We start from the raw sequence: 19,950 nt of genomic DNA, 5'->3' as shown, positions 1-19,950 counted from the left end.
TCCACAAAATGATTGTAATATGCATGATTTATGCCCTATTAGCAGTGCTGTTTATTCTAAATCCAGTGCGGTCTGGGACGTTGTCTCCTCTCCGGTCATCACATTGCGGTACAGAGAATAAAGCGAGGATGCCGACCAGCTAAAGTTGGTTGTATGCAATCCTTTTCCGTTAAGAGGATGATAATTTTCCCGAATCGGTTCATCGTCCAAAAGTCCCTGCGCATGGTCAAAGATCTTGTACGCAAGCTCTCGTGCTTCTTTCTGATAACCATAATTTTGCAGCGCTTCTATTCCGTACATTGCCTGATCCAACCAAACCGGACCTCTCCAGTATTTGTCCGGTGCAAAGCTCTCGCTGTCCCGGGACACCGTGCCAAGCGACACAAAAGTATTAAACTTATTGGGATCAAGCATATTGGCGATGACCCGATCTGCCTTTTCCTTGGGAGCCAGCTTTGCCCATAGTGGAATCCAGCCTTCCGGACCCTTTCCACGGTTTACAAGCAATCTTTTACCCGAGCCGCCCAGACCGATTTGCAGGTCATAATAATAGCCGGTCTGTTCATCAAACATATAGGTGTTGATATAGTCGCGGACAAACTTCGCCTCTCTTTCCCAACGGCAGACATCCTCTGTTTTCCCCAACAGCTCTGCCATTGATTCTAAAAATCCCTTTTCTGCATACAGGTAAGCATTTAAGTCCACCGACTCCTGATTGATGGAATAGCCGATCACCTGCCCGCTGCTGTCTTTGTTTTCAAAGACCTGCACCCCAGGGTCATCTTCTCCCATTCCCTGTTTATCAAAGCGGGGTGCATTGTCCATGCCGCTCTCCCATGCTGCGGCTTCTATCACAGCATCCGGATCAAACACTTGGTCGTTGTTTTCGTTTGCTTTCCAGTTTGCCTGATCTACCATCGCGCCATACTCTGCGATTCCGTTTTTGTCTGCATCGCGATTCTGATACCACCACTCATGATAAGCCACCAATTTTGGGTACATCTCCTCCACGAAGTTAATATCTCCGCTCTGGCGGTAAACGTTCCATACTGCCCAAGCTGCCAAAGGCGGTTTGGAATTTCGCTCATTCCAGTTTCCGCCGTCTCCGCCGCGCTCCTGATTTTGATTATAAAACACGCAGTCAATGATGGTTCCTTTATCATATGGACGCAGTGCATCTTCCTGTCCGATCTGGTAATCGAACAGTGCCCGGATGTTATCCTTTGCAAGCTGTGGATGAAATGCGCAGACTCCCACCGCCTGCTTCCAGGAATCCCATGCCCACATTCCGATAAAATACTGATAGGATGTGGACGGCACTACGCCATCATGCCGGATTGCTCCAGCAGCGCTTTGCCAGTTGGTCATCAAGGTCTCGATTGCTTTGACTGCTGCCCTTCGATAACTGATCTCTGCCTCATGACCCGAAAAGGTCTTTTGCAGATAATCTTCCCAGCGATTTGCTGAAGCTAAAAAAACATTCTCTCCATTTTGAAGAATCCAAGCTGCCTTTTTCTGTTCTGTTTTTGCTTCTTCTGCGGTAAAGGTAAATCTGTGCGTTTCAAAAGTCTGAAAGCTTCCTTTTGCCGGCAAGAAAACTGCATTTTTTGTTCGGGACTGGTAAGCATTTCCCTGCTCATTTACCGTTGTTACAACCTGTATGTCGTGCGCGATCACAAAGCAGTTTTCATGAGAGGTCAGATAATTCCACCGATTTCGAATAGTTTCAAAAGTCACCTTCACTCCAGTTTGGGTAGAAGAAAGTCTGGTTCCCATTGCAAAACGATTTGGTTCTTCATCACTTGTACCAAATTTTTGATTAATCGTTCCCTCCCAGCAAAGGTGGATCTGCTTTTGCTGCTGCGTTTTATTTTCAATAGTCTCACAGATGAGCGCTGTTCGGTTAGTCGCAAAAACCAGTTCCAGAGTCAATGCAATTTCATCCATATCGTAGTGCTGCACCAGTCTTCCCGGATAGGACACTCCTTTTTGCCGGGCATCTTTCAGCTGATATTCCTTTCCGGTTTCATCCATAATTTTGATATGACTGATTGCTCGTGAAAGATTGACCGGATATTCTTCCGCGATAATAACCGGACCTGCAAAACCGCCTAAAAGTCTATCCTCCCCCTGCTTTGGCAGATAATATCCATGCCATGCACCAAGATCGGAGAAATGATTATACTCGTTGGTGTTGTATGTTCCGTACAGCACCTGTTTTGGATCTGCCGCCAGATTCAGTACGTTTGGATAGCTTTCGGTAAGTTTTCCAATTTTCTGTTTTGTCACTTTATTTTCCTGCATAAAAGTTCCTCTCTTTCCCGATTTTCTTTCAGTATATCGAACTTTTTAAGCAAACTCAAGGGCAAAAAAAGGACAGCCCGCAGGCTGTCCTTTTAAAATCAGCATATTCTTATACGTTTAATTCTGCATGCTCGCCAAGGATATCCTTGTTTGCTTCCAGAACAGGGTTTACACATTCATTTAAGAATTCTGTTACCTGTTTTGGTGCGCGTCCGGTAAAGTTTACTGGATCAAGGATGGAAACGATTTCCTCTTTCTTGAGGTTAAACAGCGGGTCAGCAACAATGCGGTCGATCAGGTCGTTTTCGCCGCCTTCTTCTTTTACAACACGAGCTGCTGCCTGAGAATGAACACGCAGCTGTTCATGCAGTACCTGACGGTCTCCGCCCTTCTTAACTGCAGACATCATGATGTTTTCGGTTGCCATGAATGGCAGCTCTCTCATCACTCTCTGATGAATAACTTTTGGATAAACTACCAGTCCATCACAGATGTTGAGCATGATGTTGAGAATGGAGTCAACACCCAGGAATGCTTCTGCAACCGAGATTCTCTTGTTTGCAGAGTCATCCAGAGTTCTTTCAAACCACTGAGTACCTGCGGTGATTGCCGGGTTAAGGGTATCGATCATAACGTATCTTGCCAGAGAGGTGATACGTTCGCTTCTCATTGGGTTGCGTTTATATGGCATTGCGGAGGAACCGATCTGATTTTTCTCGAATGGTTCTTCCATTTCTTTAAAGTTCTGCAGCAGACGCATATCGTTGGAGAATTTGCTTGCAGACTGTGCAACTGCACTCAGATTGGAAAGAACATAGTAGTCGATCTTTCTGGAATAGGTCTGACCGGATACTGGAACGCATCCATCAAAGCCCATTTCATTTGCGATCATCTGTTCTGCTTTTTTGCATTTTTCTTCATCGCCGCCAAACAGCTCCATGAAGCTTGCCTGTGTGCCGGTGGTACCTTTGGAACCCAGCAGTTTCAGAGATTTGATTCTTGCTTCGATTTCCTGTTCGTCCATCAGCAGCTCATTGATCCACAAAGTTGCACGTTTGCCCACGGTGGTCAGCTGTGCTGGCTGGAGGTGGGTGTAAGCAAGACATGGCATATCTTTGTATTCATTTGCAAATTTAGCCAGCATTGCGATTACATTGAGCAGCTTTCTGCGGACGATCTCCAGACCTTCGCGCATGATGATGATGTCGGTGTTGTCGCCAACATAGCAGCTGGTCGCACCCAGATGGATAATGCCTTTTGCATTTGGACACTCGCAGCCATAAGCATAAACATGGCTCATTACATCGTGACGAACCAGTTTTTCTCTTTCACGGGCAACCTCATAGTTGATGTTTTCTTTGTTTGCCTCAAGCTCTGCAATCTGTTCATCTGTGATATTGATTCCCAGTGCTTTTTCTGCTTTTGCCAGTGCAATCCAGAGTTTTCTCCAGGTCTTGAATTTGTTGTCCTGAGAAAATACATACTGCATTTCTTCACTTGCATAACGGGAAGAGAACGGGCTCTCATATGCATTTGTGCTCATTATAACATTCCTCCATACTTCTCTTTGGCAGTTTCCTCTTTTTATTCCACGTTGTTTTGAGGATTTTCTTTCCTTTTTAGTTTATCAATCTCTTCTCTGATTGTCAATTTATTTTGACTGCTGACAGAAAAAAACATCTTTTTTTCTTTTCTTCTTGTTTTTGACAGTTTAAGTGCACATTTTTATTTTATCAAACAATACTTCTTTTGTTCATTTTTCTTTGATTTTTCTCTTGACAAAGCTCATTTGATATGGTAATCTTATCTCAAACAAGTGAGTTAGCAATTGCTAATCACAAATTAATACAGGAGGTTCAGACTATGGGCACATGGATTATTGCTGCAATCCTGCTGATTCTGGCAGTTTTGGCAATTCGAAATATTATAAAAACACGTAAGGCAGGAGGCTGTTCCGGATGCTCGGGAAGCTGTGGCGGCGGATGCTCCTGTTGTTCCCACGCTGCAAATCACACAAACGATACCCACTAACTTTTTATAGATAACCCATTTTTTTATTCCTTCTTCTTAAAGACAGGCTCCGTTTATAAAAAAACGGAGCCTGTCTTCATTTTACAAAGATTATACTGCCTTTTTAAGCCAAACTCTGTCAGCAATCCGGCAAGCAACCCAGCCAAATAGCCAACCTAACAGTCCTCCACAGAGAACATCCGTTGGAAAGTGAACATACAGATACAATCTAGAAAATGCGACACAAAAAGCCAAAATCAAAGCAATGATCGACCATTTTTTAAAAGTATCGCGATAGTTCCAAAAAACACTGGCACAGGCAAAGGAAGCCATTGTGTGCCCGGATGGAAAAGAATAGTCCTTCAATGGCTTTATCAACAGCTCTATTCCTTCCATTAAGTCATAAGGTCGAATCCGAGCCACTAACGGTTTAAGCAGTAAATTTCCAAAAATCAGGCAAAAGGTCAATCCGCCCAGCAACGCAATTCCTGCACGACGATATTTTTTTCTGCACAGCAAAAAAACTGCCAGTAGTCCAAAGAAGATTCCTCCATTGCCAAGCGCTGTAATTAGGGGCATCAAAAAATCCAGAAAATCCCCTTTGATATGCTGCTGAATCCAATCGAGCACTGCAAAATCAATCTTCTGTATCCATTCCATCCAGGTCATCCTTTCTTTTTCCCATTTTCCTTTTTTCTCAAATTGTGATAAGATAGTAATCGTATTATCTTGTCATGTTTTGGGGGACTTATTTATGCAGGAATATTTTGCAGAAGTTTCTCTGCCGATTCGAGAGTTGGTGGAGTTTGTGTTGGCAAGCGGCAGCATTGATAATCGCTACGGCGGCGGAGACTTATACCAGCGTGCCAACGAAGGTTCCCGTCTGCACCGAAAGTTGCAGCGCCAATCCAAAACAGAATATGGTGACCGCTACCACTCCGAGGTGGCACTGTCCGACGACCGCGTGGAAAACGGCATCCTGTACCACATTTTTGGACGTGCCGACGCCATCCTCACCGATTCAGAGGGAACCATTATTGAGGAAATCAAAACCACTGAACTTCCTCTGTCCTCTTTAAGCGGTGACCCCTCCTCAGCCGGATACCGTCCGCTGCATTGGGCACAGGCAAAATGCTATGCCTTTATCCTCTCCCAAAAAGAAAAGCTTTCTTCTGTCCGCGTCCGCCTGATCTATTGTCAGGTGGAAACGGAAGAAACGATTTCGTTTACGCAAATTTTTTCTACACTTGAGCTTCAAACCTTTTACACCGGACTGCTGCAGGCTTACCGCCGCTGGGCTGTTATGCGGTTTGAATGGACCCAGATTCGCGACAAAAGCGCCAGAGAACTTCCCTTCCCATTTGAGTCCTACCGCGCCGGTCAGCGACAGATGGCTGCTGTCATTTATCGCGCCGCTGCTGCTGGTTCCCGCGTTTTATGTCAGGCGCCTACGGGAATCGGCAAAACAATTTCCTCTCTTTTTCCTTCTATCAAAGCAATGGGGGAAGGACTTGTTTCCCATCTGTTTTATCTGACTGCCAAAACCTCCACCCGCGCTGTTGCGGAGGAAGGTTTTTCCCTCATGCAGCAAAAGGGACTGAGACTCAAGCGGGTGACCCTTACTGCAAAGGACAAAATCTGTTTTTTGCCGGAACGCCTGTGCAATCCGGATGACTGCCCCTATGCCAAAGATTACTTTGACCGGATTCAGGATGTCCTGTTTGAGATGCTGGAAAAAGAGGACTCCTTCACCCGCCAGACTATCGAGCACTGGGCAAAGGAAAAAACGCTCTGTCCTTTTGAATTGGGGCTGGATCTCTCCTCCTGGTGCGACGCCATTATTTGTGACTACAACTACCTGTTTGACCCAGTTGTCTACCTCAAGCGATTTTTCGACCATCGGGACAGATATGCTTTTCTGATTGATGAGGCACACAACCTGCTCGACCGCGCACGCGGAATGTACTCTGCCATGCTGCAAAAATCCGATGTGCTCACCTGCAAAAAGCTGGCAGAGCCGCTCTTTAAGCCACTTTCCAAAAGCCTTAACACGCTCAATCGGGAAATGCTTTCCCTTAAAAAGCAGATTCTAGCTCAGGGAGATAATTCCGAACACTCTCTTTCCTTCCCATCCATCCCCAAACCGTTTTGGAAAGCAGCGCAAAACACCCTTTCTTGCTGTTCTCAGTTTCTGGAAGAACGGCGGCAAAGCCGAAAATACACTCTCTTTCAAGTGGAGGAAAACATTCCCCAGGAAATCCTGCAATTTTATTTTGACCTGCGGTTCTTCCTGCGAATTGCCGAACTTGCAGACACCGAAGAATTACAGCATAAATTCTGTTTTTTTGTCAGTACCAAAGGCAGTCAGGTCACGGTAAAACTCCTTTGCCTCGATCCTGCCCCCATGATTGACAACCGCATGAAGCTCGGACAGACTACCGCGCTGTTTTCGGCGACTCTGTCCCCTCCCTCTTATTATAAAACGGTGCTGGGCTGCGATCATCCTCAAGAAAAGACAAATTCCTACTCTTTTCCTTCCCCATTCTCGCAGGAAAACCTCTGTCTGCTGGTCTGTGGGCAGATCAACACCCGCTGGGCAGCAAGGGAGGAAAGCCTTGTCCCCATCGCGCAGCTGATTCACCAGATGGTCAGCGCCAAAAAAGGAAACTATCTTGCTTACTTTCCTTCCTATCAGTATCTGGAAAAGGAAGCGGAGGTCTTCTCAAAGCTCTATCCTAATATCCGTCTGATCTGCCAGTCGCCACAGATGGACGATCAGGAGCGTGCTGATTTTTTGCAGCAGTTTGATCATCCCGATTCTTCCCCTGCGCTGCTCGGATTTGCCGTTCTGGGTGGGATCTATTCCGAAGGGGTGGATCTAAAAGGGGAAAAACTGCTCGGTACCGCGATTATTGGAACGGGACTTCCCAAAGTCGGAACAGAACAGGAAATCTTGCGGGATTACTACCAACAAAAAAACAATCAGGGCTACGATTTTGCCTACCGCTACCCCGGCATGAACAAGGTGCTTCAGGCAGCTGGCCGGGTTATCCGCGGACAGAATGACCGCGGTGTAGTGCTTCTGCTGGATGATCGGTTTTCCACTCCTGCTTATCTCCGGCTCTTCCCCGAACACTGGCACCATGCCCGTATCGTCTATGACAACGATGGGTTATCTAAAATCCTTCATGATTTCTGGTCAGAATCTTCTATAGATTAATTCATCTTAAAACATGGGAGATCTTTTGTATGAGAAAATGGTATATTAGACTTTTCATTCTAATAGCATACTGTATTCCCTATACTTTCCCTGCCGTTTACGGTGATGCGATGTATCGCACCATGCTCCTTTATGGTGTCATGGCTGTGGCGTTCTTTGTGTTGTATCGTCTTTGTATCCGAAGTCATAACGTCGTTGTTTTCTTCATTGGAAACATACTGAGCCTTCTTATTTCTCTTTTAACAGCTCGTCTGACTCATCTGGAAAAGATGGAGTGGTATTTTAAGCCGTTTACCTCACAATCCCTGCTTTTGACGATTTCCATTGCTGTATTTGCAATTCAACTGATCGCCGCCGCAATCTACTTTCGAAAACAAAAACATTAGCTTATCTTTCCCCATCCACATTCCAGCGCAAAATTCTTCCTACCGGGCAGCCATACTCTCTGGCTGCCTTTTTTGCGGATTCATATTCGATGGTCGTCTTGCTGATTCCTTCAAAGCTGCACCGTTTCCCTTTCAGCTCTCCCCATGGAGATTTTACCGTTACCGCCTCACGCTGCATTACCGCGCGGTCAAAATAGTTCCAGCGCACACCGATGGTCGAGGTGTCCTGCATCAAAATCTTTGCAAACTTCTGTTCCTCGCCCTTGCCGCACAGGACGTTGAGCATCACCGCAGGGCGATTTTTCTTCATTTGAATTGGGATAAAGAACACATCCTTCGCGCCCTCTTCCAGCAGCTTTTCCATCGCCCAGCCCAGCTCCTCGCCAGTGGAATCATCAATGTTGCAGCTGAGAAGCGCAACTTGTTCTGTCTGCGGTTCTTCTCCGATGACAACAAGGACCGAAAAGGTTTCGCCGACCTCTTCTTCTGCCAAAAGCACCTTAACAGGCTCTGTTTTTGGGATAAATTCCACCTCAATCCCAGACTGCTTGATCTTTTCAAGCTCCTCGAGCATCCCGGCATCGTCTTCTTCTCCTGCTGACACACATACCTCTACCCCAAGCTCTGCTGCACGCTGAATTGCTGTAAATTCACCAAAACAGAGCGGCTCTATGAAAACCTTTTTAATCGAAAGATTTTTTAGTCCCTCTGCAAGAGAATCTATCTTTTTCCCAATGAGCTTTTCCAGAACTTTCCTGCACTCTTGCGCACCCAATCTGGATTTTTTTCCTTTTAAAAAGAATGTTGTCTTCACTAGGATTTCCTCCCAAATAATCGATCATACAAGACAAGCCACCAATCCTTGCGGAAAAGTGGCTTGCATTTTTTGCTTTTGTATTTTTGTTTAGAACTCTGCGGAACCGGTTGTTCTTGGGAATGGGATAACGTCGCGGATGTTGCCCACACCGGTGATGTACATGATCAGGCGCTCAAAGCCCAGACCATAACCTGCATGTTTTGTGCCGCCGTATTTGCGCAGATCCAGATACCAGGAGTAGTCCTCCTCTTTGAGACCCAGCTCACGGATACGATCAAGCAGAACATCGTAACGCTCTTCACGCTGGCTGCCGCCGATGATTTCGCCGATACCTGGAACCAGAAGGTCTGCAGCTGCAACAGTCTTGTTGTCGTCGTTTAAGCGCATATAGAATGCTTTGATTTCCTTTGGATAATCGGTAACGAAAACAGGTTTCTTAAAGAGCTTCTCGGTGAGGTATCTCTCGTGCTCGGTCTGGAGATCGCAGCCCCAGTATACTGGATATTCAAACTCATCCTTGTGCTCTTCCAGCAGTTTAACTGCCTCAGTGTATGGCAGACGGACGAAGTCGGAATTTACGATATGGTGCAGACGCTCGAGCAGTTCCTTATCATAGAACTGGTTGAAGAATGCCATTTCCTGTGGACACTGTTCCATAACATAGGACAGAACATATTTCATCATGTCCTCTGCCAGGTTCATCATGTCGTTGAGGTCTGCAAATGCGATTTCCGGCTCCATCATCCAGAATTCAGCTGCATGACGGGTGGTGTTGGATTTTTCTGCACGGAAGGTTGGACCGAAGGTGTAAACATTGGAGAATGCCATTGCCATACACTCTGCTTCCAGCTGTCCAGAAACGGTCAGACTGGTTGGTTTACCAAAGAAGTCCTGGCTGTAATCAACCTTGCCGTCCTCGGTGCGTGGTGGATTTTCCATATCCAGAGTGGTAACATGGAACATTTCGCCGGCGCCCTCACAGTCACTGCCTGTAATCAGTGGAGTATGTGCGTAAACAAAGCCGCGCTCATTGAAGAATTTGTGGATTGCAAATGCTGCTACCGAACGAACACGGAATACTGCGCTGAAGGTGTTGGTTCTCGGTCTCAAATGAGCGATGGTGCGCAAAAATTCAACCGAATGACGTTTTTTCTGAAGCGGATAATCTGGGGTGGAAAGTCCTTCGATTGCGATTTCGTCAGCATGGACTTCATATGGCTGTTTTGCTTCCGGTGTCAGAATCAGCTGACCTTTTACAACAATGGAAGCACCAACGTTGAGCTTGCTGATTTCATTAAAATTTTCCACCTTGCTATTTTCAAATACTACCTGCAGATTCTGGAAGCAGGTACCGTCATTCAATTCGATAAAGCCCAGGTTTTTGGATGTTCGGATGGTTCTGACCCATCCAGCCACAGTCAGCTGCTTATCTGCATATTCTTCTTTGCTGGCTGCGAGCTTTCTCAGTTCTACTCTTTGCATCGTTTTTACCTCCATTTATAATTTATCCTCATAAAAATATGAAAGACACAAACTGGATTCTAGGGACTTCTCGTCCACAATATAGCTTATTATAATACGTTTTGCCGCAATAATCAATCCACTTATCAGACGCTTTTCATAAAAATTTTGCCAAAGATTGTGTTTATCGCAGAAGTGTGATAAAATATCTGTGGATATCACTTAAAGAAAGGATGTAATTTCATTGAAATGTAATATAAAAAAGGATGTCACCTCCAACGCTCTGTATCAGTCTGATCTGGACTGTATCGAAGAGGGTCTGAACCTTCTGGAAGCAGACATCAACGGTTTTCTGGAGCGCAAAAACTTTAAGGAAGTAAGTGAGGAGAACGCTTTGCAGAACCTTGGTTTTATCGCTTCGGTACGCAAACAGCTCGAACACAACCGTCAGTCGTTGAGTCTTAACGAACTGAAAGTTATCTACATCGGCTTAAACTTCCTGCGCGACGATCTGGATGCACCAGCTGACAAACGCAGCGAGAAAAACCGTGACTTAAACGATCGTGAAATCCTCAACAAAAAACAGGATGTCCGCGCTGCACGCCAGAAGATCACCGCGGTATTTACCCGTATGGGTGTCGACATCCAGGCTACTCTGCGTGGCTTCTAATCTTTTTGTCCTTTTTCTGCAAATTAGGGATTGTGCATTGTCGCAAAAAAGAGTATAATAACTTTGAGTTATATTTTGTATTGGAGTAGCGGATTTTTCCCACAGCGGATTGTTTCGCGGCGGGTCCTTCCGCTTTCTTCCTGGAAAGGACTGTGTCAACATGAAAGCAACAGATATCGTAAACAAAGTTGAGCTGGAAGTAGATTACCAGAAACTGATCGAATTAATGAGAGCTGGCCGTCAGGTAGATTTCGTTCTTCCTGCACCAGAAACTGATGGCGACGGCTACCTGACCTGGGATACCGAGTACTGGACCACCGTTGACAACAAACGTTTCATCCGTACCTATTCCCTCAATGGCCGTGTTCTGCGTGACTCCACCACCCACAACATCTACGACCTGGAAAACGACTTCAAACCGGAAAAAGCTGCTCAGATCCGCATCAGCTAATTTTTCTAAGAACTCTGGACGATACCTTGTGAAAGGTATCGTCTTTTTTATTACAAGGAGGTTTTCTATGAAACTGGACACGTTATATACCGAGCGATTGATTCTTCGTCAATTTTCTAAAGAAGATTTAAAAGACTACACAGCTATTATGACAAACCCTCAGGTCACCTGCTTTTTAGGCACCGGAAAGGAGAAAACTCCGGAAGATGTCCGTCAGGTACTGATTCATTTTCAGAATTGTCTTGATAAAAACGGTTTTGGTGTATGGGCAGTTATTTTAAAGGAAAGCGGGAAACTGATCGGGCATTGTGGTTTTCTACCCTTGGAAAACGGGGAGGATGTCGAGCTTCTCTATGCTTTTGATCCTTCCTCATGGGGGAAGAAAATCGCTTCGGAAGCTGCTTGCATTTGTCTAGACTATGCTCAAAAGAACTATCACTGGGATTTTGTTTATGCACTTGCCTATCCCGAAAACACTGCTTCTATTCGTGTTTTGGAAAAACTCGGATTTACTCCAGATGAAAAAGTATTATGTTTTGGGAAGCTTTTAAACCAATTTTCGTACAAATTATGATCATTTCTTCTTCAATCTTTCTTTACAAAAGTGACCACTATTGTTTAAATACAGGTTATACACAATACATATTTTGTCAGTATACTTAGGTCAAACAAAAGAAAAGAGGTGTTGATGGAATAAATTATTCTTCCTTCTAATATTTTTTATATGGATATATTTTTCTTCGTCGGTTCTTTTTTTAAAAAATAGAACAACTGTTAGCCCATTATGTGGACGGAACACCGGCATAGTGGGCGGGGCAGACTAACTATTCTCTTCCACAAAATGGGATTTGATGCAGTACTAGTGATGTATTACTAGCTGCCGGGGTTTTTATCTCCGTATAGATTTATTTTGATATCTTCAATATTTTCTTCATAATACTCTCCTGAAAATCCGTGCTGCAATCAGCGCGGATTTTTACTTTGCTCACCCTTCGTTTTCCAAGGTATAGCGCAAAAATTTTGTTTCATCGACGCGCACTGTACCAAGCTTTACTATACGTACCGTTCTGGGATTTTGGGGCGGCACAAAGGGCTTGATATCCGACACATGGATTTTTTTCTGCTTTTGGGTGTCCTTTTTACAGGCATCCCTTTTTCTATCTTCTAATTCCCTTTGCCAATGCTCGCAGTAAAACTTCAGATCCAGAAGAAAATCCTCCTTTCCCACAGAAATCGCCTGCTCCCTGCTGATTCCCCGCAGGATGGCCAGCCGCTGTGTCAGGAAGGGGGAATTGCTGCTGAGCTGCCGCGCTTCCTGCGCCGCCGTATCCCAGTAGACATACAGTGTAACCGGCTGGTAATACGCAAAACCCGTCCGCTCAAACGCGGTATACAGAAATTCTGTTTTTTCCCCGCGCGGCAAATGGAAAAAGCGGTAATCGCAAAGATTCCGCTGCGGCATCCCCATTTCAATGCAGTACTGGTTGTGGCTTAACAGGCTATACTGGGTCGCCAGATCCAGCTGTTCAAAGGTACATTCAGTCAAGCCTTCTTCCTGTTGTAACCAGAAAATGATCTGCTCGGTTGTTTTGGGAGAAACATTCAGCCGCTCCGAGCCGACTGTGAGCCAGCCGCTGGCGAGCATAGCATGAAGCACCTGTGGTGTCATATCATCTTCCCCTCCTTATTTTTCTTACTCTTTCACGATATACGTCCCCTATTTTTTCCTTTTCCATATTGTACTACACTTTTATGATGTGCTCAACACATTACAAAACAGCAGCACTTCTTCATTACACCTAACAAACTCTTTTCCTTTTCGTGCCCCTTCCAGAAACACTTTTTTCGCCTCCAGCATAGAGTGGTAATGCCGTAAAGTATTTTCGGCACTGGTTACCAGTAATCTATGAAAACGAGGTGGAATCCATGTCATACTACGATTCATGCTGCAATCCATGCTGCTGTAACCCATGCTGCAACCCATGTCAGTCCAACCCCTGCTGCTCCTGCAACTGTGGTGGAAGCGCTGCTTCCGGCACACAGCCGGCATTCATCTGTGCAAACGGTACGATGAATGATTTTGCAAGATGCACGCTCGCACGTTACGATCAGCTTTCCTATGATCTTGACACCATGCCTGCATGCTCGACCATCTGTTCTTCCTTCATTCCTTCCGGCTGCCTGTGCGGCTGTAACCGTCCAACAACTCTTCCTTCTTTCCCCTGCCTGCCAAACTGTCTGCCAAATTGTTCTCAGGGCTGCACACAGAACACCAACAATTGTTCTTCCTGCGCTCCAAGCTATTTAAACTCTGTCAACGAAGCAGAACAGTCTGTAACTACCCAGTCTCCTGTTCTGTTCTCCACTGACAGACTGGCAAGCGGTAACTGTATCCAGCATACAGCAGGTACTGCAAACTTTACTTTAACCTGTCCTGGTGTTTACTTAATTCAGTATAATGCCAACGTTGAACCGGACAGCGGCAGCAACGTCGCACTCTCTCTGGGACTGCTTTCCGGCGGTTCCGTCATCCCAGGTTCCGAATCAGCAACCACTGTTGCTTCTACCGGTGAGCTTGGTTCCATGAGTGCATCTACCATCGTTACTGTTCCATGCGGAACGACCGGAACAATCGCTCTGTCCAACACTTCAGGCGAAACAACCAAAGTAACCAACGCAAATATCCTGATTACCAAAATCATGTAGCTTCATCCTGTTCATCCAAACAGCTGGCATCTTATACAGATGCCGGCTGTTTTTTCTGTTAACAAATATTATCAAAAAAAATTATTTTAGGATTGAATTTTATAAGGAATGACATTATAATGAAAATGGTCCTAAAAATATTTCAGGAAACAATATTTCACGTGTTTTTAAAATATTTTATGTATTTATGAAAAAATTGCAGAAGGGATGGAGCTATTATGAAATCAGTAAACGCTTTGCTGGAATATATGAAACAGCATGATATGGATGCTTTCTTTCTGGCAAAAAAACAGAACATCCGCTACATCAGTGGATATACCGGAGATGATTCCTATCTCGTCATCACCAAAGATCACTTCTATTTCCTGACGGACCCTCGCTATACCGAGCAGATTTCCATTGAATGTCCGGGTTATGAAATTGTGCTGTGGAAAAACTACGGCTCCATCGGAGAATGTGTTGCTGAAATCGCGAAAAAAGAACACATCAACTCCCTTGCTTTTGAGGCAGACACCTTAAACTATCTGTTCTATTCCCAGCTGGAAAAGAACGTAAAAGCAACACTGGTTCCAACCACCAATGTTGTGGAAACCTTCCGTTCCATCAAAACCCCGCAGGAAATCGAGTATCTGCGCGCTGCCTGCGAGATCTCCTGCCGTGCGTTTGAACACATCCTAGGCGACATCCGTGTCGGTGTTACTGAAAAAGAACTGGCTGCAAAACTTTCCGCCTATATGGTTATGGAAGGTGCTGATACCCAGCCATACGGCAACATCCTGATTTCCGGTGCAAGAACTTCCCTGCTGCATGGCATTCCATCTGGCAAAGCAATCGAATACGGCGACTTTGTTCTGATGGATTTTGGTTGTCAGTTTAACGGATACCTTTCCGATATGACCCGTACCGTTGTGGTCGGACGCCCAACTGACAAACAGCGCGAAGTATACGAGCTGGAGAAAAAAATGCTGGAAGATTCTCTGGAAAAAATGAAAGCCGGCGTTCCGCTCAAAGAGGTATATGAAGCTTCCATTCAGGCAGTAAAAGATACCGAATACTATCAATACATTTACAGCGGAATTGGACATGGCATCGGTATGTTCGTTCACGAAATTCCATTTATGGGACCAAACAGCACCGAGCTTCTGGAAGAAAATTCGGTTCGAACCATTGAACCTGGTATTTATATTCCAAACTGGGGTGGCGTCCGCATTGAAGATCAGATCCTGATCACCAAAGACGGATATGAAAATATGATTTCCACCACCCACGAATTGATTGAACTGTAAAACCATCCATTTACATACAGGATGAAATTATCTCAGGAGGGATTTACCATGACTACCAACGAGAAGATCGCCAAAATCAGGGAACTGATGAAGCGCGATCAGATTCAGGCTCTGATCATCCCAAGCGGTGACCCACATATGAGCGAATACTTTTCTGACCACTGGAGAACTGGCACCTATATCTCCGGATTCACCGGTGAGGCTGGAACTTGGGTAATTACAACCGAAATCAGCGGTCTGTGGACAGACGGAAGATTCTATGTTCAGGCACAAAATCAGCTTGCTGGAACCGAAGTTGTACTGTTCCGTGCTTCCGAGCCAGACTGCCCAAGCTATACACAGTATCTGCATGATACTCTGCCGGAAAACAGCGTTGTTGCATTAAACGGCAAACTGTTTAACGTCGATCAAATCAACCAGATGAAAGATCTGTTTACTGACAAGGATATTTCCATTGATATCACCAAAGACTACGGCAACGATGTCTGGGAAGATCGTCCGAAAGAAGAGTTCACTCCGGTATATTATCTGGACGAAAAATACAGCGGCAAAACTGCTGCACAGAAAATTACCGAAGTAAGAGAAGCTCTGGCAGAAAGTGGCTGTGATGCTCTGGTTGTTTCCCGTCTGGACAACACCAACTGGCTGTTCAACGTTCGTGCACTGGACGTTCCAACCAGCCCACTTGCAACTTCTTATGGATTTATCTCCAAAGATTCTGCTGTTTTGTTCCTCAGCCTTTCCTGCCTGTCGGAGGAAGCAAAAGAAACTCTCTCCAAAAATGGCATCTGCGTAAAAGAGTATGAGGAAATCTATTCCTATCTGGAAAATCTGGACACTCAGGCAACTGTTCTCTGCGATGAAAAAGAAGTTAACTACATGCTTTACAACGCAATGGAGAAAAATCACAACCTGATGCTTGTTCCGGGAACCAGCCCAATCCCAATGATGAAAGCAATCAAAAACGAAACTGAGATTGCAAATACCTATACAGCTTACCTCAAAGATGGCTGTGCAGAAGCAGAATTCTTTGGATGGCTGTTTGAGGCTCTGGAAAACGGAGAAACTCTGACCGAGTGGGATTGCTCGGAAAAGATTGCTTCCTTCCGTGCTGCACAGGGCAACTATGTCAGCGAAAGCTTTACCGCTATCATGGCATACCGCGACAATGCTGCTATGATGCACTATGCACCAACTCCTGACAACTGCAAGAAACTCAAACGTGCACACCTGTTCCTCAACGACAGCGGCGGTCAGTACTATGAAGGTACCACCGATACCACTAGAACTTTTGCTCTTGGCGAAATCTCTGCTCAGGAACGCCGCGACTTCACAACCTCTCTCAAAGGTGTCATCGCACTTTCCCGTCAGAGATTCCTTGCTGGTTCCACCGGTTCTGATCTGGATGCTATCTGCCGCGGTCAGGTTTGGAGAGATGGTCTCAACTATCGCTGCGGTACCGGACATGGTGTCGGCTACTTCCTGAACGTTCACGAGGCACCTCCGAACTTCCGTGACCGCACCATTGCATTGGAAGAAGGCATGTTCATCACCATCGAACCAGGTGTTTACACCGAAGGCAGCCATGGTGTTCGTACCGAAAACTCGGTTGTTGTCCGCAAGGATATCGAGACAGAGTACGGTCAGTTCTATCGTTTTGAAACCTTTACCGTTGTTCCAATCGATACCGACTGTCTGGATCTTGCCCTGATGAATGACGAGGAAATCCAGTGGCTCAACGATTACCACAAACATGTTTATGAAAAGGTTTCCCCTCTGGTCAGCGAACGTGCAAGAAAATGGCTGGAAAAGAAAACACAGCCAATTTCCCGATAAACAAAAACAGCCCGGCATACTGCAAGAGTATGCCGGGTTTTCGTTTAATCTGTTTATAATAAAAGAGGCAGCCTTCTGCGGCTGCCTCTTTTCTATTTATCCTCTGATTTGGAGCAGTTTCTGCTTGAGTTCTTCTTCGATTCGTCCCAGCTCCACTTCCGCATCTCTGCGCTTCTGTCTGCCTTCTTCCTGGATTTTCATCACTTCGTCCAGAGTAGAAATCAGCGATTCGTTGGTTGCCTTGAGCGTCTCGATATCCACGATACCGCGCTCGGATTCTTTGGCTGTTTCGATAGTCGCCATCTTCAAAGTCTGTGCATTTTTGCGCAGCAGCTCGTTTGTCATGTCGGTCACTTCACGCTGTGCCTGTGCTGCCTGCTGGGAATGGGTCACGCCCAGAGCAAGCACCATCTGGCTTTTCCAAAGCGGAATGGTGTTGACGATGGTGGACTGAATCTTTTCACTCATCAGGGTATCGTTATTCTGCACCAGTCGAAGCTGCGGCGCCATCTGGATGGAGATCATGCGGGTCAGTTCCAGATCATGCAGCTTCTTCTCAAAGCGGTCGCACAGAGCTGCCAGATCATTTGCTGCCTGCGCGTCCTCTGGAAGGTTGGTCTGTTTTGCCTTTTCAATCAACTGGGCAAGCTGTGTTTGGCGCACTTCTGCCAGTTTTTTCTGACCTGCCAGAATGTACATCGAGATTTCCTTAAAATAGGTTTTGTTTAACTCATACATCTTGTCCAGCATTGCCACGTCTTTAAGCAGAGTTACCATATGATTTTCCAGACCGTTGACGATCTGGTTGATGTTTGCTTCTGCCTTTGCATATTTTGCCTTCATGGAGTTAAGCTTGTTGGTGTTTTTCTTAAAGAAACCAAAGAAGCCCTTTTCCTCTTCCTCGTCAAAGTTCTTAAGCTCGGTGACAACTCCACTAAGCATCTGACCGATTTCACCAAGGTCCTTGGTGCGCACATTTTCCAGCGCACTTTCAGAAAAGTCCGCCATTTTCTTCTGTGCGCCAGCTCCGTACTGCAAAATCATACTAGAATTGGTAAGATCAATCTGTGCTGCAAAATCGTTTACCATTTTGCGTTCCTGCTCAGTAAGCATGCTTTCATCAAAAACAGGCTTTGGTTCTTCTTTTACTGGAGCCTGTGTCTGCTGCGCCTGCACCAATTCCGGAGCAGGTGCTTCCGGGAACGGATCAAAGGTCAATGTTGGCTGTACAGAATTGTTTGGATCATATGTATTGCTCATAAAAGCTTCCTCCTAAAACAAAACTCTTTTAGTTTCTGGTGACGTTCTGATCAAACTCCGATCCCATCAAACCTTCCTGTTTGAGCATGGTTTCCAGCACAGAAATATCGGAACTTACATCCAGAACTTCATCGGTAAAAAGCTGATCCAGCAGATTTTCAAACGCAAGATTGATGGTATCAAGCGTTTTTTCAATCTGTTCTTTAGCAGTTTTGATATTTTCTCCCTGAATAGGCTGATTATCAAATTCCTCATAGGAATTTAATAATTTCAATGTCGTCGGCAGATAATAATTCATCAGTCGACGGATATCTGGCAGTTTTTCCGGATGATCCTCAACCTGACTAAAAATCTTGTCCACAATCTGCTCAAGACGGAACATCTTGTTTGAAATTTCTTCGCCCTCGATGCGGTCATTTGCCTGACGGATCTGTTCGATCATCTCTCTGCCCTGTCGAATTGCTGCTGCAAGCTCCGGACTTTTTGCCATTACCTGGGCTTCCCGTTCCTGCTGGGCTTTCATCGCTGCCTTCTGCGCTTCTTCACGCTCTTTTCTCTGTCGTTCTTCCTCCTGCTGGCGCTGTTTTGCCTGCTGCTGGACATAACGGTATTGCTGGTAAATTTCGTCGGTGAGCATCAGGCAGGTTTTTTCATCGTCCAGATGTGCCTGCGGCAATGCCTTCTTCTGGATCATTTTCTGCAGATCCTTTAAGATAAATGCCTTATCTCTACCGCTTTCCTGAACCAGCATATCGATTGGGCAGAACTGTCCCTTTCCAATAATTTTCAGATATTTTTTAAGGCGGGCACTCCTGTTAAGCAGCGAGATTCCCTTGGCGAGCATCCCGCCCGAAACGGCAATCAGAACAAGCAAAATCCCTGCTACTACAAAAAATGAAGTGCCAAACATCTGCATAATGGAAGTAAGCCATGCTGTTACGAGCAAAAACAGGGTAAAAATACCCAGACCAATTCCGCCAAAAACGGTGAACAATACACCGGATACACTGAACGTTTTGTATGGCTGTATCTTGACTGTATTTTTGCTCTGATTTGATCCATAATGATTGTTGTTATTTTGTGCATAGTCGCTTTTAGACACATGTTTTTTCTCCGCATGGTAACGGTCTGCACTTTCCTTCTTTTGATACGGGTCAGACCCCCATGTTCCGGAGCGACCGTTCTTTTCATTGTTAAAACGGCCTTCTGAACAATAGGAAGAAAACTCTCTCTTGACATCGTCTGCCATATTCTTAAAGTCTCTTTTGATATTTTCCATTTCTTTGGAACGAGAAAGCTCTTCAATCTTTCTGCGTACCTTATATTCAAAATCCTCTGGCATGGCAGGGTTCCTCCATTCATCCTCATTTTTATTCTCATTATAGAACATTTTTCCGTAAAGTACAAGAAGCATACGCCTGCATCAAAATAATTAAGGATTTATTTAAAATATCAAAAATCTCTTCCAAAACCCACAGAATCTTCTTTTCTCCTCTGAAATTGGCGCAAATATTTTTTTTATTTCTGCAAACATTAAAAAGGA

Annotated in this window: 17 protein-coding genes; 9 read left to right on the top strand and 8 right to left on the bottom strand. The window is 45.2% G+C overall.

Annotated elements, in window-relative coordinates; translation table 11 throughout:
- Positions 1 to 51 precede the first annotated feature (51 nt).
- Positions 52 to 2,304, bottom strand: a complete 2,253-nt coding sequence (locus BQ5375_RS09150; RefSeq protein ID WP_022131743.1) for an MGH1-like glycoside hydrolase domain-containing protein — start codon at positions 2,302 to 2,304, stop codon at positions 52 to 54.
- 109 nt (positions 2,305 to 2,413) lie between these two features.
- Positions 2,414 to 3,847, bottom strand: a complete 1,434-nt coding sequence (gene purB / locus BQ5375_RS09145) for an adenylosuccinate lyase (protein ID WP_022131742.1) — start codon at positions 3,845 to 3,847, stop codon at positions 2,414 to 2,416.
- A gap of 320 nt (positions 3,848 to 4,167) precedes the next feature.
- Between purB and BQ5375_RS09140 the strand changes: the two genes are divergently transcribed.
- Positions 4,168 to 4,335 carry a FeoB-associated Cys-rich membrane protein gene (locus tag BQ5375_RS09140; RefSeq protein ID WP_076917751.1) on the top strand — a complete coding sequence of 56 codons (168 nt, stop codon included), beginning with the start codon at positions 4,168 to 4,170 and terminating at the stop codon, positions 4,333 to 4,335.
- 90 nt (positions 4,336 to 4,425) lie between these two features.
- Here the strand turns inward: BQ5375_RS09140 and BQ5375_RS09135 are convergent, their stop codons facing one another.
- On the bottom strand, positions 4,426 to 4,974 hold the full coding sequence (locus tag BQ5375_RS09135; protein WP_076918132.1) for a phosphatase PAP2 family protein: 549 nt from the start codon (positions 4,972 to 4,974) through the stop codon (positions 4,426 to 4,428).
- Positions 4,975 to 5,068: 94 nt separating this feature from the next.
- Between BQ5375_RS09135 and BQ5375_RS09130 the strand changes: the two genes are divergently transcribed.
- Together BQ5375_RS09130 and BQ5375_RS09125 are read left to right on the top strand one after the other, a co-directional pair.
- The gene (locus BQ5375_RS09130) at positions 5,069 to 7,534 is read left to right on the top strand and encodes an ATP-dependent DNA helicase (protein WP_022132837.1); all 2,466 of its coding nucleotides are present in this window, start codon (positions 5,069 to 5,071) and stop codon (positions 7,532 to 7,534) included.
- A gap of 29 nt (positions 7,535 to 7,563) precedes the next feature.
- Positions 7,564 to 7,920 carry a hypothetical protein gene (locus tag BQ5375_RS09125; protein ID WP_022132836.1) on the top strand — a complete coding sequence of 119 codons (357 nt, stop codon included), beginning with the start codon at positions 7,564 to 7,566 and terminating at the stop codon, positions 7,918 to 7,920.
- Position 7,921: 1 nt separating this feature from the next.
- Here BQ5375_RS09125 and larC2 read toward each other — a convergent pair whose 3' ends face one another.
- Positions 7,922 to 8,734, bottom strand: a complete 813-nt coding sequence (gene larC2, locus BQ5375_RS09120) for a nickel pincer cofactor biosynthesis protein LarC2 (protein WP_022132835.1) — start codon at positions 8,732 to 8,734, stop codon at positions 7,922 to 7,924.
- A gap of 90 nt (positions 8,735 to 8,824) precedes the next feature.
- On the bottom strand, positions 8,825 to 10,219 hold the full coding sequence (gene asnS / locus BQ5375_RS09115) for an asparagine--tRNA ligase (protein WP_076917750.1): 1,395 nt from the start codon (positions 10,217 to 10,219) through the stop codon (positions 8,825 to 8,827).
- A gap of 223 nt (positions 10,220 to 10,442) precedes the next feature.
- Between asnS and BQ5375_RS09110 the strand changes: the two genes are divergently transcribed.
- The 3 genes from BQ5375_RS09110 to BQ5375_RS09100 all read left to right on the top strand — a co-directional run bounded on the left by BQ5375_RS09110 (position 10,443) and on the right by BQ5375_RS09100 (position 11,893).
- Positions 10,443 to 10,868 carry a hypothetical protein gene (locus BQ5375_RS09110; protein ID WP_022132833.1) on the top strand — a complete coding sequence of 142 codons (426 nt, stop codon included), beginning with the start codon at positions 10,443 to 10,445 and terminating at the stop codon, positions 10,866 to 10,868.
- A 160-nt stretch (positions 10,869 to 11,028) separates the two neighbouring features.
- Positions 11,029 to 11,319 carry a hypothetical protein gene (locus BQ5375_RS09105; RefSeq protein WP_022132832.1) on the top strand — a complete coding sequence of 97 codons (291 nt, stop codon included), beginning with the start codon at positions 11,029 to 11,031 and terminating at the stop codon, positions 11,317 to 11,319.
- Between the two features lie 28 nt (positions 11,320 to 11,347).
- Positions 11,348 to 11,893, top strand: a complete 546-nt coding sequence (locus tag BQ5375_RS09100) for a GNAT family N-acetyltransferase (protein ID WP_159438028.1) — start codon at positions 11,348 to 11,350, stop codon at positions 11,891 to 11,893.
- Between the two features lie 411 nt (positions 11,894 to 12,304).
- On the opposite strand, the gene BQ5375_RS09095 is transcribed toward BQ5375_RS09100, so the two are convergent.
- A complete protein-coding gene (locus tag BQ5375_RS09095) occupies positions 12,305 to 12,988 on the bottom strand; it encodes a hypothetical protein (RefSeq protein ID WP_022132830.1) in 684 nt (227 codons plus the stop codon).
- A gap of 257 nt (positions 12,989 to 13,245) precedes the next feature.
- Between BQ5375_RS09095 and BQ5375_RS09090 the strand changes: the two genes are divergently transcribed.
- The 3 genes from BQ5375_RS09090 to BQ5375_RS09080 all read left to right on the top strand — a co-directional run bounded on the left by BQ5375_RS09090 (position 13,246) and on the right by BQ5375_RS09080 (position 17,147).
- Positions 13,246 to 14,025 carry a BclA C-terminal domain-containing protein gene (locus BQ5375_RS09090; RefSeq protein ID WP_076917749.1) on the top strand — a complete coding sequence of 260 codons (780 nt, stop codon included), beginning with the start codon at positions 13,246 to 13,248 and terminating at the stop codon, positions 14,023 to 14,025.
- A 218-nt stretch (positions 14,026 to 14,243) separates the two neighbouring features.
- Positions 14,244 to 15,311 carry a M24 family metallopeptidase gene (locus BQ5375_RS09085; RefSeq protein ID WP_022132828.1) on the top strand — a complete coding sequence of 356 codons (1,068 nt, stop codon included), beginning with the start codon at positions 14,244 to 14,246 and terminating at the stop codon, positions 15,309 to 15,311.
- A gap of 48 nt (positions 15,312 to 15,359) precedes the next feature.
- Complete coding sequence (locus BQ5375_RS09080; protein ID WP_076917748.1) at positions 15,360 to 17,147, top strand: aminopeptidase P family protein; 1,788 nt, start codon at positions 15,360 to 15,362, stop codon at positions 17,145 to 17,147.
- Positions 17,148 to 17,243: 96 nt separating this feature from the next.
- On the opposite strand, the gene BQ5375_RS09075 is transcribed toward BQ5375_RS09080, so the two are convergent.
- Together BQ5375_RS09075 and BQ5375_RS09070 are read right to left on the bottom strand one after the other, a co-directional pair.
- Positions 17,244 to 18,407: a toxic anion resistance protein gene (locus tag BQ5375_RS09075; RefSeq protein WP_076917747.1), complete on the bottom strand. Its 1,164-nt coding sequence runs from the start codon at positions 18,405 to 18,407 to the stop codon at positions 17,244 to 17,246.
- Between the two features lie 28 nt (positions 18,408 to 18,435).
- A complete protein-coding gene (locus tag BQ5375_RS09070; protein ID WP_076917746.1) occupies positions 18,436 to 19,749 on the bottom strand; it encodes a 5-bromo-4-chloroindolyl phosphate hydrolysis family protein in 1,314 nt (437 codons plus the stop codon).
- Positions 19,750 to 19,950 lie beyond the last annotated feature (201 nt).

Origin of the sequence: Negativibacillus massiliensis, assembly GCF_900148495.1 — a bacterium.
GTDB lineage: Bacteria > Bacillota > Clostridia > Oscillospirales > Ruminococcaceae > Negativibacillus > Negativibacillus massiliensis.
The sequence above is the reverse complement of the archived record's forward strand: the minus strand, read 5'-3'. Positions and strand labels throughout refer to the sequence as shown.

Bases quoted from the DNA above. Each gene is read 5' to 3' on its own strand.
- BQ5375_RS09075 (WP_076917747.1), bottom strand. From the start codon at position 18,407: ATGAGCAATACATATGATCCAAACAATTCTGTACAGCCAACATTGACC.
- BQ5375_RS09085 (WP_022132828.1), top strand. From the start codon at position 14,244: ATGAAATCAGTAAACGCTTTGCTGGAATATATGAAACAGCATGATATG.
- BQ5375_RS09090 (WP_076917749.1), top strand. From the start codon at position 13,246: ATGTCATACTACGATTCATGCTGCAATCCATGCTGCTGTAACCCATGC.
- BQ5375_RS09070 (WP_076917746.1), bottom strand. From the start codon at position 19,749: ATGCCAGAGGATTTTGAATATAAGGTACGCAGAAAGATTGAAGAGCTT.
- asnS (WP_076917750.1), bottom strand. From the start codon at position 10,219: ATGCAAAGAGTAGAACTGAGAAAGCTCGCAGCCAGCAAAGAAGAATAT.
- purB (WP_022131742.1), bottom strand. From the start codon at position 3,847: ATGAGCACAAATGCATATGAGAGCCCGTTCTCTTCCCGTTATGCAAGT.
- BQ5375_RS09150 (WP_022131743.1), bottom strand. From the start codon at position 2,304: ATGCAGGAAAATAAAGTGACAAAACAGAAAATTGGAAAACTTACCGAA.
- BQ5375_RS09135 (WP_076918132.1), bottom strand. From the start codon at position 4,974: ATGGAATGGATACAGAAGATTGATTTTGCAGTGCTCGATTGGATTCAG.
- BQ5375_RS09080 (WP_076917748.1), top strand. From the start codon at position 15,360: ATGACTACCAACGAGAAGATCGCCAAAATCAGGGAACTGATGAAGCGC.
- BQ5375_RS09105 (WP_022132832.1), top strand. From the start codon at position 11,029: ATGAAAGCAACAGATATCGTAAACAAAGTTGAGCTGGAAGTAGATTAC.
- BQ5375_RS09095 (WP_022132830.1), bottom strand. From the start codon at position 12,988: ATGACACCACAGGTGCTTCATGCTATGCTCGCCAGCGGCTGGCTCACA.
- BQ5375_RS09130 (WP_022132837.1), top strand. From the start codon at position 5,069: ATGCAGGAATATTTTGCAGAAGTTTCTCTGCCGATTCGAGAGTTGGTG.
- BQ5375_RS09140 (WP_076917751.1), top strand. From the start codon at position 4,168: ATGGGCACATGGATTATTGCTGCAATCCTGCTGATTCTGGCAGTTTTG.
- BQ5375_RS09125 (WP_022132836.1), top strand. From the start codon at position 7,564: ATGAGAAAATGGTATATTAGACTTTTCATTCTAATAGCATACTGTATT.